We start from the raw sequence: 11,062 nt of genomic DNA, 5'->3' as shown, positions 1-11,062 counted from the left end.
GATCGGGACAGCTCGGCCTCGCCGAGCTGATCGCGCCCGCCATCCGCCTCGCCCGGGAGGGCATCGCCGTGGACGAGGACCTGGCGGATTCCCTGCCCCGCGCGGCGGCGCGGCTCGGGCGCTTTCCCGCCTCGCGCCGCATCTTCCTCAAGGCCGATGGCAGCGCCCCCGGGCGGGGCGACCGGCTGGTGCAGGAGGACCTCGCCCGCTCGCTGGAGGCCATCGCCCAGCAGGGCCCGGCCGGCTTCTACGAGGGCGCGACGGCGGCGCGGATCGTCGCGGCGCTGGCCGCCCACGGCGGCATCATGACCCTGGAGGATTTCCGGGCCTACCGGCCGGTGATCCGCGAGGCGGTGCGCGGGACCTACAGGGGCTATGCGGTGGCCTCCATGCCGCCGCCCTCCTCGGGCGGGGTGCATCTGGTGCAGATGCTGAACCTGCTCGAGCCGATGGACCTCGGGCGGCGCGGCCACAACGGCGCCGAGACGATCCACCTGATGGTGGAGGCGATGAAACTCGCCTATGCCGACCGGGCGCTGCATCTCGGCGACCCGGACAGCGTCGCGGTGCCGGTGCGCGGGCTGACCTCCAAGGCCTATGCGGATGCGCTCCGACCCCGGATCGACCCGGAGCGGGCGCGGCCCTCCGCCGAGATCCGCGCCGGCGATCCGGCGCCGCACGAGGGCGAGCAGACGACGCATTTCTCGGTGGTGGACCGGTTCGGCAACGCCGTCTCGAACACCTACACGCTCAACTTCTCTTATGGCCTCGGCCTCGTCGCCGAGGGCACCGGCATCCTCCTCAACAACGAGATGGACGACTTCGCCGCGAAAGCGGGGGCGGTGAACGCCTTCGGCCTCGTTCAGGGCGCCGCCAACCTGCCTGGCCCGGGCAAGCGGCCGCTCTCCTCGATGACGCCGACGATCCTCTTCCGCGACGGCAAGGTGGCGATGGTGACGGGCTCGCCGGGTGGCAGCCGCATCATCACCATCACGCTGCAGACCATCCTGAACGTGGTCGACCACGGCATGAACATCGCCGAGGCGGTGGCGGCGCCGCGCATCCACCACCAGTGGCGGCCGGACGCCATCGACGTGGAGGGCGGGCTGTCGCCGGACACGCTGCGGCTGCTGGAGGCGCGCGGTCACCGGATCGCGCCGCGCGGCACTTTCGGCAACGTCAACGCCATCATGGCGGTGCCGGGGGGATGGGCCGGGGCGGCGGACACGCGGCAGCGGGGCACGCTGGCGGCCGGACACTGACGGCACGGTCCGGTCGTGCCGGCGCGGCAGCCTCGTCCCCGCTCCCTCCTGCCATAACGCTGTCAGCAAGCCCGCTGCGCAGGCCCCCGTCGGCATTGACCGTAACGCTGGTTTGTTCTCATAATGTTCCAATGAACAAAGGCCGAACGATCCATGCATTCGACGCCGGCACGCCCTCCGCCCTGAGGGTGTCCGGCCTCGCCGCGCGCTTCCATGCCTGGCGCGGCGTCTCGGGACGGCGCTATCTCGCGACCGTCCATGCCGCAGCGACCGCGCCCGCCTATCCGGGCGCCGTCATCGTCCTCGCCCGCGCGGAAGCCGACGGCACGCGCGTCGCGCTGTGGGCCGGCCGCTCGCCGGCCTCTCCCGCAGCCCTCGCCCGCCTCGCCCAGATGAAGCGGGCCGGAGAGGTGCACATCCACCTGATCGCCGAGAGCGAGGCCGACCGCGCCGCGGCCGAGGCCGATCTCTGCAGCACGGCGCCCGAGGCCGCGGCGGGGCGGCGCTCCATGGTCGCCTCCTGAGGGGCCGGGATCAGCGGCGCACGGGCATGCGCGGCTCGCCCTCCGCCTTCGCCCGTTTCCTGACCGCCGCCCGGCGCGAGAGCATGTTGAGGCCCTCCACCAGCGCCGAGAAGGCCATGGCGGCGTAGATGTAGCCCTTCGGCACCTTCACGCCGAAGCCTTCCGCGATCAGGGTCATGCCGATCATCATCAGGAAGGCGAGCGCCAGCATGACGATCGTCGGGTTGGCCTCGATGAAGTTCGCCAGCGGATCGGCGGCGAGCAGCATGACGGTGACGGCCACCACCACGGCGATGACCATGATGACGATCTCGTCGGTCATGCCGACGGCGGTGATGATCGAGTCCACCGAGAAGACGATGTCGAGCAGGATGATCTGGACGATCGCCGAACCGAAATTGGCGATGACCACCGCGCCGGTATCGACTTCGTGACCGCCGCTCGCATCGACGTTGTGATGGATCTCCTTGGTCGCCTTCCACAACAGGAAGAGGCCGCCGGCGATGAGGATGATGTCGCGCCAGGAGAAGGCCTTGCCGAGCACGGAGAAGACCGGCTGGGTCAGCGAGACGATGATGGCGATGGTGCCGAGAAGCGCCAGGCGCATGATGAGCGCGAGGCCGATGCCGATGCGGCGGGCCTTCTCGCGCTGCCCCTCGGGGAGCTTGTTGGTCAGGATCGAGATGAAGATGAGGTTGTCGATCCCGAGGATGACCTCCATGGCGATGAGGGTCGCGAGCGCGGCCCAGGCGGTGGGGTCTGCGGCGAGCCGGACGATGTCTTCCACGGGGTAACCTCGGAGTGGGAGGGCGATAGCGGCCGGGCGGTATCGTCCGACGTGGGAAGACGCTGCCGTCGCCGGCGGGTTCCGGGCCCCGCCGGAGGCCTCCCCGCGTTGTTTCGTCGCGGGGAGCCTGGTCAGCCGGCTCAGGGCCTGAGGATGACCTTGCCCTGCGCCCTGCGGCTGGTCAGCTCGCCGAGCGCCTCGGCGATTTTCTCCAGCGGGAAGGTGCCGTGGACGTGGAGCGAGAGCTTGCCCTCCGCGGTCCAGCGGGCGACCTGCACGAGGTTGTCGCGGTTCCGCTCAGGCTCCTTCTGGGCGAAGGCGCCCCAGAAGACACCGCGGATGTCGCAGCCCTTCAGCAGGGTCAGGTTGAGCGGGATCTTCGGGATCTCGCCGCCGGCGAAGCCGATGACGAGGAAGCGGCCCTCCCAGGCGATGGCGCGCAGGGCGGGCTCGGCCAGCTTGTCGCCGACGGGATCGTAGATCACGTCGGGACCCTTGCCGCCGGTCAGCGCCCTCAGTCCCTCCTTGAGGTCCTGGGTGGCGTAGTTGAGCGTCTCGTCGGCGCCGTGCTGCCGGCAGAAGGCGAGTTTCTCGTCGGAGGAGGCGCAGGCGATGACGCGGGCACCCATGGCCTTGCCGAGCTCGATGGCGGCGAGGCCGACCCCGCCCGCGGCGCCGAGCACGGCGAGCGTTTCGCCCGGCTTCAGCTGGGCGCGGTCCTTCAGGGCGTGGATGGTGGTGCCGTAGGTGATGATCATGCCGGCCGCCTGCTCGTCCGACAGGCCGTCAGGGATCGGGGCCAGGGCGGCCGCCTTGACGACGACATGGGTGCGCGCGGCGCCGTGGGAGATGTTGCCGAGCACGCGGTCGCCGACCTTCAGGCCGCTCACGCCCTCGCCGAGGCTCTCGACGCGGCCGGCGAATTCCGAACCCGGCGAGAAGGGCAGGTCGGGCTTCACCTGGTACTTGTTCTGGATGATGAGGTTGTCGAAGAAGTTGAGCCCCACCGCTGCGACCCGCACCACCGCCTCGCCGGGTCCGGCGACCGGATCGGGCAGCTCCTCGACGACGAGGCTCTCGGGCGGCCCGTAGGCCTTGCACAGGACGGCTTTCATCACGGCTCTCTCCAGGGAACGGTCGCCCAAGGCTTCGGTGGGGTGCGGTGCGGAGTCAATCCCGGCCGAAGGAAGGGCGTGCCGCCAGCGCCCCCGGGCGGATGCGGGGCTGCCGGCAGACCATGGCAGATGGCCATGAACGCGACTTCTGATTGCCTCATTCGGTGCTATCCTAGGGTATCATGACGCCCATGCGCATCGACAGCGCGCCCGGTCTGGCGCCCGGATCCAAGGTCTCGCCGAGGCCTTCGCTGCTCCGCGCGGTGCTGCGCCCGTCCTTCCTCGTGCCGGCCATCGCTGCGGCCTGTGCCCTCGGCCTCGGCGCAGGCTTCTTTGCCTTCGCCGAAACCGCCACCCGCCCCTACGATCCCGACAGCCCGCGCACCGAAGCCATCGTGGCGATGACGGGCGGCAGCTACCGCGTCAGCGACGCCGTGACCCTGCTCGGGGCCGGCCATGGGCGGCGGCTCCTCATCAGCGGCGTCAACCCGATGGTGCGCGAGCGCGAGCTCGCCCGGGCGGTGCCGGCGGCCTCGCCGCTGCTCGCCTGCTGCATCGACCTCGACCACCGGGCGCTGAACACCCGCGGCAACGCCATCGAGACCGCCAAGTGGACGCGTCTGCATTCCTTCCGCTCGCTGCTGGTGGTGACCTCGAGCTACCACATGCCGCGCACCATGCTGGAGCTGCAGCGGCTCATGCCGGACGTCAGGCTCGTCGCCTTCCCGGTGCAGACCGGCGCCCTCCATCCGCAGAGATGGTGGAAAGACGCGGCGAGCGTGAAGATTCTCGGCTTCGAATATGCCAAGTACCTGATGGCGGCAGTGGGACTGCGGCTGGACCGGGCTACCGCCGATCCACCCGTTGCACCGCTGCGCACCGCCCGCACCTAGACCGCCGGACCGGGCGGCAAGGATCCGCCCGATGCTCCACCTGCGTTCTCTCGTCTTCAACGTCTTCTTCTACCTGTGGACGGGGCTGCTGCTCCTGGTCCTCATCCCCATCATGCTGCTGCCCGGTGACCGTCTGGTCCTCGGCATCGGTCTGCTCTGGGGGCGCGGCAATCTCTGGGCCTTGCGGGTCATCTGCGACATGAAGGTCGAGTGGCGGGGGATGGAGAAGATCCCCGACGGGCCGCTGCTCGTCGCCGCCAAGCACCAGTCGGCGTGGGAGACCTTCGCCTTCTTCGAGCCGTTCCGCCGGCCGGCCTATGTCTACAAGCGCCAGCTCGCCTATGTGCCGCTGTTCGGCTGGGCGGTCTGGAAGGCGCGGCAGATTCCCGTCGACCGCGGCCGCAAGGGCGAGGCTCTCGCCTCCATCACGGTCGGCGCCCGCAAGGCGGCGGCCATCGGCCGGCAGGTGATGATCTTCCCCGAGGGCACGCGGCGGCCGGTGGCCGCGCCGCCCGACTACAAGTACGGCGTCGCCCATCTCTACCGGGCGCTCGGGGTGCCCTGCCAGCCGGTGGCGCTGAACTCGGGCATGTTCTGGGCCCGCAAGTCCTTCCTCCGCCATCCCGGCACGGTGGTGGTGGAGTTCCTCGACCCGATCCCTCCGGGACTGTCGCCCGTCGCCTTCGCCGAGAGGCTGGAGGCTGAGATCGAGGGCGCGACCAACCGGCTGATCGCGGAATCGCGGGCGAAGGGCGAGGGCGAGTAGCCCCCGTCAGCCCTGGGGACGGAAGAAGTTGTAGACCGCCTGGGCGGTGGCGGCATTGATGCCGGGGGCGCGCTGGAGGTCCTCGAGGCTCGCCCTCTCGATCGCCTTCAGCGTACCGAAGTGGTTGAGCAGGGCGCGCTTGCGCGCGGGGCCGATGCCGCCGATCTCGGCGAGGCCGGCGGAGCGGATGTCCTTCTTGCGCCGGCCGCGATGGGTGCCGATGGCGAAGCGGTGCGCCTCGTCGCGCAGGCGCTGGACGAAATAGAGCACGGGGTCGCGCGGTTCCAGGCGGAAGGGCTCGCGGCCGGTCATGTGGAAGGTCTCGCGGCCCGCCTCGCGGTCTCGGCCCTTGGCGATGCCGACGAGGGGCACGTCGGCGATGCCGAGACCGTCGAGGATGGCGCGGGCGGCGGCGAGCTGGCCGGGGCCGCCGTCGATGATGACGAGGTCGGGCCAGGAGCCGTCGGCCTCGGCCTCTTCCGCAGGCGCCTCTGATGCATCCTCGCCCCCGGCCGGGTCGCCGGCGCGCGGCGCGCCCTTCAGAAGGCGCTTGAAGCGGCGTTCCAGCACCTCGCGCATCATGCCGAAGTCGTCGCCGGGGGCGATGTCGGACTTGATGTTGAAGGTGCGGTAGTCGCGGCGGCGGAAGCCCTCGGGGCCCGCCACGATCATGCCGCCGACGGCGTTGGAGCCCATGATGTGGGAGTTGTCGTAGACCTCGATGCGGCGCGGCGGCGCGGGCAGGCCGAAGGCCTCGGCGAGGCCCTGGAGGAGCTTGAGCTGCGAGGCGCTCTCGGCGAGCTGGCGGCCCAGCGCCTCGCGGGCGTTCTGGGCGGCGTGGTCGACGAGGTCCTTCTTCTCGCCGCGTCGGGGCACCTGCACCTCCACCCGCCGTCCCGCGAGGGCCGACAGGGCGTCGGCGAGGACCGGCTGGTCCTCGACCTCGTGGGAGAGGAGGACGAGGCCGGGCGGCGGCTTGTCGTCGTAGAACTGGGCGACGAAGGAGGCGAGCACCTCAGCCGCCTCCAGCGAACGGTCGGCCTTGGGGTAATAGGCGCGGTTGCCCCAGTTCTGGCCGGTGCGGAAGAAGAAGACCTGAATGCAGGTCTGACCTCCTTCTTGCACAGCCGCGAAGACGTCGGCCTCGTCGACGCCGCGGGGGTTGATGCCCTGGGTCGCCTGGACGGCGGAGAGGGCGGCGAGGCGATCGCGGTAGACGGCGGCGCGCTCGAACTCCATGGCCTCGGCCGCTTCCTCCATCTGGCGGGCGAGGAGCTGCTTCACCGCCTGACTGCGGCCGGAGAGGAAGAGCTTCGCCTCCTTGACGAGGGCGGCATAGTCGTCCGGCGCCACCTCCTCGGTGCAGGGGCCGGCGCAGCGCTTGATCTGGAAGAGGAGGCAGGGGCGGGTACGGCTCTCGAAGACGGCGTCGGAGCAGGAACGCACGAGGAAGGCGCGCTCCAGCGCATTGATGGTGCGCCCCACCGCCCAGGCCGAGGCGAAGGGGCCGACATAGTCGCCCTTGGGCACACGGGCGCCGCGGTGCTTGGCGATGCGCGGGGCCGGGTGGTCGGCGGTGATGAGGATATAGGGGAAGGACTTGTCGTCCCGCATCAGCACGTTGAAGCGCGGGCGCAGCTGCTTGATGAGGTTGGCTTCCAGGAGCAGCGCCTCGGTCTCGGTCTTGGTCGAGACGAATTCCATCGCCGTGGTGGCGGCGACCATGCGGGCGATGCGGGTGACGAGGCCGGTGGGGCGGGCATAGGAGATCACCCGCTTGGCGATGGACTTCGCCTTGCCGACGTAGAGCACTTCGCCCTTGGCGCCGATCATGCGGTAGACGCCGGGGCCCTTGGGCGCGTGTTTCACCGCCGCCTTGATCACCTCCATGCCGGCGGCGACCGTTCCCTCGGCCGGGGCTTCCTCATCCTCCGGCGCAAGGTCGAGCACCGGCGCTTCCGCCTCGTCGGCGGCGGCGGCCTCGGGGTCGCGCAGGTCGGGATCGATGTTGGTGCGGCCGGGACGAGTCATGACGGGCGATATATAGGCGATCGCCGCGTCCGGCATCTGGCATCAGCGGCAGGCGGCGTCCGTTATTCGCGCAGGCCCATGACATCCGGCGTCTGCCAGACGAGATGCTGGCCGCCGTCGACGGGAATGGTGACGCCCGTCACCGCGGTGGCGCGGGCGAGGTAGAGGACGGCGCCGGCGATCTCCGCCGGCGGGCTGCCTGTCTCCGTGAGGGTTGCGGCGACCTGGCGGGAGAAATCATCCGGCCCCTGGCGATGGCCCTGGAGGGAGGGCCCGGGCGCGACGGCATTCACCCGGATGCGCGGGGCCAGGGCCTGCGCCATCGACACGGTGGCGGCGGCCAGCGCCGCCTTGGTGAGGGCGTAGGAATAGAACTGCGGCGTCGGCTTGAAGACGCGCTGGTCGGTGATGTTGACGATGGCGGAGCCGTCGGGCGCCTGTGCCGCGAAGTCCTGGGCGAGGAAGGACGGCGTCTGGATGTTGACGCGGAACTGGCGGTTCCAGACCTCGCGCGTCAGCGTTCCGAGATGGTCCTCGACGAACTCGCTGGCATTGTTGACGAGGAGGGTGAGGGGGCCGACCGCGGCCACGGCGCGGCCCACCAGGGCGTCGACGTCGGCCGGCTCGGCGAGGTCGGCGGTGACGACGGCGGCCCGTCCACCGGCGGCGTTGATGCGCGCGGCGATCTCGGCGGCCTCGGAGCCGGAGCGGTGGACGTGAATGGCCACCGCATAGCCCGCCGCGGCGAGCGCCTCGACGATCGTCCGCCCGACCCGACGCCCCCCGCCGGTCACCAGTGCCGCGCCCATCGCCTCCATGGAGGACCCTCTTTTCCCTGCCGCCTTCGCATTGCCTAGGCCGGGCGGTGCCGAAATGCCACAGCCCGTCCCGGCATGCGATGCCGCGCCTCGTCAGTATTACCGCCGCGCTCGACTGGGCGACCCGCCCGCCTGCCGTGCTGCGTCACGCTCTACGCCAGAGCCTCGGGGACGGTTCACCTTTACCGCCCGATGTTCGTCCAGCCGTCGCCATGGTTGCGACACAGAACGACAGGACAATCAAAGTCGTTGTGACGTATTTGCAGATATTAATATGTATTCGAGCGATAAGTAACACCTTATTTCCAAATATGACTTTGCGATCCACGCCTCATTTCAGACATCAAGCGGTGGAATTGGGGCGCCTATGCCGTCGCTTGACGGTTGCGTGCCATCCGGCGGTAACGCTCCATTAAGGACGTGACCAAGGAACACGCGAAAATTCGAACGAATGCGGTTATGGATTGTTCACCGCATCACGACAGGGACACCACCGGTTGCCGGGGTCGTCCGTGGGACAGGAGTAGACCATGAAGAAGATCGTCTGGGCCGCGGCCGCCGCCGCCATGCTCGCCACCCCCGCCTTCGCGGCGGACATCCCGCGCCGCCAGCCGGTCGCCGACACCGTCTACGTTCCGGCCGCCCCGGCCGGCGTCTGGACCGGCTTCTACGTCGGTGCCCATCTCGGCGCCGGATTCTCGTCCAATTTCCGCAACGACATCGGCTACTCGCTCGGCGGCGCCTCGGGCTTCTTCGGCGGCCTGCAGGCCGGCTACGACTGGCAGATCAACCGCGTCGTGCTCGGCGCCGCCGGCGACATCTCATACGGCAGCATCTCGCGCCGCTTCGTCTCGGCCGCGCCGACCGACGTTCGCGCCACCGAGAACTGGCATGGTTCGCTGCGCGCCCGCCTCGGCTACGCCGTGCAGGACAACCTGCTGATCTACGCCACCGGTGGTCTCGCCCTCGGCCAGGTCAACGCCCGTGAGCTCGCTCCGGCCGTGGTCAGCCAGTCGCGCACCCTCACCGGCTGGACCCTCGGCGCCGGCGGCGAGTACAAGTTCACGCAGAACTGGTCGGGCCTGATCGAGTATCGCTACACCGATCTCGGCCGCGCTACCTACAACAACCTCTCCGGTGCCCCGCGTGTCGGCATGACCAGCCACACGATCCGCACGGGCGTGAACTACCGCTTCTGATCGCGCACGACAGCGTGACAACCGACGGCCCGGGCTCGCCCGGGCCGTTCGCGTTTCGGGGGGGTTGATCGGCCGCATTGCCAGCCCGGCCCCCGCGCTCTAGAAATCGTCCATGGCGCTCACCGACCTCGCCAATCCCACCCGTTTCCTCGCGCTGGTCGCCCGGGCGCTGCCCTGGCTCATGGCCGCGACGGCGCTTGCCCTTGGGGCGGCGCTCTGGCTCGCCATGATCGCCCCCGCCGACTACCAGCAGGGCGGCACCGTCCGCATCATGTACCTGCACGTGCCGGCGGCCTGGCTGTCGCTGTTCTGTTACGCGGTGATGGCGGTCGCCTCCATCGGCACGCTGGTCTGGCGCCATCCGCTCGCCGACGTCTCCGCCAAGGCGGCGGCGCCGATCGGCGCGGCCTTCACCTTCATCTGCCTGGCCACCGGCTCTCTCTGGGGCCGGCCGATGTGGGGCACCTGGTGGATCTGGGACGCGCGGCTGACCTCCGAGCTCGTCCTGCTCCTCATGTATCTCGGCCTGATGGCGCTGTGGCGCTCGGTGGACGATCCCGGCCGGGCCGGCCGGGCGGCCGCGGTGCTGACGCTCGTCGGCACCATCAACCTGCCGATCATCAAGTTCTCGGTGGACTGGTGGAACACGCTGCACCAGCCGGCCTCGGTGTTCCGCCTCGGCGGCCCGACCATCCATCCCTCGATCCTGACGCCGCTGATGGTGGCCGCGGTCGCCTTCACGCTGCTGTTCCTGACCATGCACCTCGCCGCCATGCGCAACGAGATCCTGCGGCGCCGGGTGCGCGCCATGCAGATGGTCGCAGCGCAGCGCGAGATGCCGGCCGGCGCCGAGCCGGTTCCCGGGGAGTGAGCATGTTCGGATCCGACCCCCATGCCGGTTTCATCGTCGCCTCCTATGCGGTGACGGCGGTGACGCTGGTGGCGCTCGCGGTGTGGATCGTGATCGACCACCGCACGCAGAAGGCGCGGCTGGCCGAACTCGAGGCGCGCGGCATCAGCCGCCGCTCGGCCCGGGGCGGGAGCGCATCCTCGTGAGCGACACCGCGGCCCCGGCGCCGAAGCGGCGCTCCTGGCTCGCCTTCCTGCCGCTGGCGCTGTTCGCGGCGCTCGTCATCGTCTTCATCGTCGGCCTTCAAGGCGACCCGCAGCGCCTGCCCTCGGCGCTGATCGGCCGGCCGGCGCCGCAGTTCGACCTCGCGCCGCTCGAGGGCATCGACCGGCCGGGCTTCCGCCGCGCCGATCTCGCGGGCCAGGTGACCGTGGTCAACGTCTTCGCCTCCTGGTGCATTCCCTGCCATGAGGAGCACCCCTTCCTGATGGAACTGGCGAAGGACACGCGCATCCGTCTCGCCGGTATCAACCAGAAGGACCAGCCGGACAATGCGCGCCGCTTCCTCGGCCGCAACGGCAATCCCTATGCGATGGTGGGCGTCGATCCCGCGGGGCGGGCGGTGATCGACTGGGGGGTCTACGGCGTGCCCGAGACCTTCGTCGTCGGGCGTGACGGGACGATCCTGTTCAAGCATGTCGGGCCGATCACGGCGCAGGTGCTGGCAGGGATCATCCGGCCGGAAGTCGAGAAGGCGCTGGCGCGGTAGGGCTGCGTCTGGCGAAGCGGCCCCAAAGTTGAGAGAAGTCTGGACCTC

12 protein-coding genes are annotated in these 11,062 nt (G+C 70.1%); 8 read left to right on the top strand and 4 right to left on the bottom strand.

What is annotated here, in order from left to right; all coding sequences use genetic code 11:
• Both ggt and ACT6XY_RS15710 read left to right on the top strand, forming a co-directional pair.
• A partial coding sequence (gene ggt, locus ACT6XY_RS15715; RefSeq protein ID WP_444749268.1) for a gamma-glutamyltransferase occupies positions 1-1,262 on the top strand: 1,262 nt, incomplete at its 5' end.
• A 131-nt stretch (positions 1,263-1,393) separates the two neighbouring features.
• The gene (locus ACT6XY_RS15710) at positions 1,394-1,786 is read left to right on the top strand and encodes a hypothetical protein (RefSeq protein ID WP_444749267.1); all 393 of its coding nucleotides are present in this window, start codon (positions 1,394-1,396) and stop codon (positions 1,784-1,786) included.
• Between the two features lie 10 nt (positions 1,787-1,796).
• Here ACT6XY_RS15710 and ACT6XY_RS15705 read toward each other — a convergent pair whose 3' ends face one another.
• Positions 1,797-2,507, bottom strand: a complete 711-nt coding sequence (locus tag ACT6XY_RS15705) for a TerC family protein (protein WP_444749270.1) — start codon at positions 2,505-2,507, stop codon at positions 1,797-1,799.
• A 206-nt stretch (positions 2,508-2,713) separates the two neighbouring features.
• Positions 2,714-3,688: an NADPH:quinone oxidoreductase family protein gene (locus tag ACT6XY_RS15700; protein ID WP_444749269.1), complete on the bottom strand. Its 975-nt coding sequence runs from the start codon at positions 3,686-3,688 to the stop codon at positions 2,714-2,716.
• Positions 3,689-3,870: 182 nt separating this feature from the next.
• Between ACT6XY_RS15700 and ACT6XY_RS15695 the strand changes: the two genes are divergently transcribed.
• Entirely contained in the window at positions 3,871-4,581 is a 711-nt protein-coding gene (locus ACT6XY_RS15695) for a YdcF family protein (RefSeq protein WP_444749266.1), read from the top strand.
• 31 nt (positions 4,582-4,612) lie between these two features.
• Positions 4,613-5,347 (top strand): lysophospholipid acyltransferase family protein, encoded by a 735-nt coding sequence (locus ACT6XY_RS15690; RefSeq protein ID WP_444749265.1) that lies wholly within the window; start codon positions 4,613-4,615, stop codon positions 5,345-5,347.
• A gap of 6 nt (positions 5,348-5,353) precedes the next feature.
• Here ACT6XY_RS15690 and uvrC read toward each other — a convergent pair whose 3' ends face one another.
• Both uvrC and ACT6XY_RS15680 read right to left on the bottom strand, forming a co-directional pair.
• Positions 5,354-7,378, bottom strand: a complete 2,025-nt coding sequence (gene uvrC / locus ACT6XY_RS15685) for an excinuclease ABC subunit UvrC (protein WP_444749264.1) — start codon at positions 7,376-7,378, stop codon at positions 5,354-5,356.
• 62 nt (positions 7,379-7,440) lie between these two features.
• A complete protein-coding gene (locus ACT6XY_RS15680; protein WP_444749263.1) occupies positions 7,441-8,196 on the bottom strand; it encodes an SDR family oxidoreductase in 756 nt (251 codons plus the stop codon).
• A 530-nt stretch (positions 8,197-8,726) separates the two neighbouring features.
• Here ACT6XY_RS15680 and ACT6XY_RS15675 point away from each other — a divergent pair.
• The 4 genes from ACT6XY_RS15675 (at position 8,727) to ACT6XY_RS15660 (ending at position 11,014) form a co-directional block, all read left to right on the top strand.
• A complete protein-coding gene (locus ACT6XY_RS15675; protein WP_444749262.1) occupies positions 8,727-9,395 on the top strand; it encodes an outer membrane protein in 669 nt (222 codons plus the stop codon).
• 112 nt (positions 9,396-9,507) lie between these two features.
• Complete coding sequence (locus ACT6XY_RS15670) at positions 9,508-10,266, top strand: heme ABC transporter permease (protein ID WP_444749261.1); 759 nt, start codon at positions 9,508-9,510, stop codon at positions 10,264-10,266.
• Positions 10,267-10,268: 2 nt separating this feature from the next.
• Complete coding sequence (gene ccmD, locus ACT6XY_RS15665) at positions 10,269-10,451, top strand: heme exporter protein CcmD (RefSeq protein ID WP_444749260.1); 183 nt, start codon at positions 10,269-10,271, stop codon at positions 10,449-10,451.
• The gene (locus ACT6XY_RS15660; protein WP_444749259.1) at positions 10,448-11,014 is read left to right on the top strand and encodes a DsbE family thiol:disulfide interchange protein; all 567 of its coding nucleotides are present in this window, start codon (positions 10,448-10,450) and stop codon (positions 11,012-11,014) included. Before ccmD ends, ACT6XY_RS15660 begins: the two co-directional genes overlap by 4 nt.
• Positions 11,015-11,062 lie beyond the last annotated feature (48 nt).

The sequence above is a fragment of the Phreatobacter sp. genome, assembly GCF_052440005.1.
In the GTDB taxonomy this organism is placed as follows: Bacteria; Pseudomonadota; Alphaproteobacteria; order Rhizobiales; family Phreatobacteraceae; genus Phreatobacter.
Note: the sequence above shows the minus strand (reverse complement) of the source record. Positions and strands in the feature narration are given on the sequence as shown.

Coding starts and splice junctions, on each gene's coding strand:
- ACT6XY_RS15700 (WP_444749269.1), bottom strand. CDS start 3,688: ATGAAAGCCGTCCTGTGCAAGGCCTACGGGCCGCCCGAGAGCCTCGTC.
- ACT6XY_RS15670 (WP_444749261.1), top strand. CDS start 9,508: ATGGCGCTCACCGACCTCGCCAATCCCACCCGTTTCCTCGCGCTGGTC.
- ccmD (WP_444749260.1), top strand. CDS start 10,269: ATGTTCGGATCCGACCCCCATGCCGGTTTCATCGTCGCCTCCTATGCG.
- ACT6XY_RS15675 (WP_444749262.1), top strand. CDS start 8,727: ATGAAGAAGATCGTCTGGGCCGCGGCCGCCGCCGCCATGCTCGCCACC.
- ACT6XY_RS15695 (WP_444749266.1), top strand. CDS start 3,871: ATGACGCCCATGCGCATCGACAGCGCGCCCGGTCTGGCGCCCGGATCC.
- ACT6XY_RS15710 (WP_444749267.1), top strand. CDS start 1,394: ATGAACAAAGGCCGAACGATCCATGCATTCGACGCCGGCACGCCCTCC.
- ACT6XY_RS15690 (WP_444749265.1), top strand. CDS start 4,613: ATGCTCCACCTGCGTTCTCTCGTCTTCAACGTCTTCTTCTACCTGTGG.
- ACT6XY_RS15705 (WP_444749270.1), bottom strand. CDS start 2,507: ATGGAGGTCATCCTCGGGATCGACAACCTCATCTTCATCTCGATCCTG.
- ACT6XY_RS15680 (WP_444749263.1), bottom strand. CDS start 8,196: ATGGAGGCGATGGGCGCGGCACTGGTGACCGGCGGGGGGCGTCGGGTC.
- uvrC (WP_444749264.1), bottom strand. CDS start 7,378: ATGACTCGTCCCGGCCGCACCAACATCGATCCCGACCTGCGCGACCCC.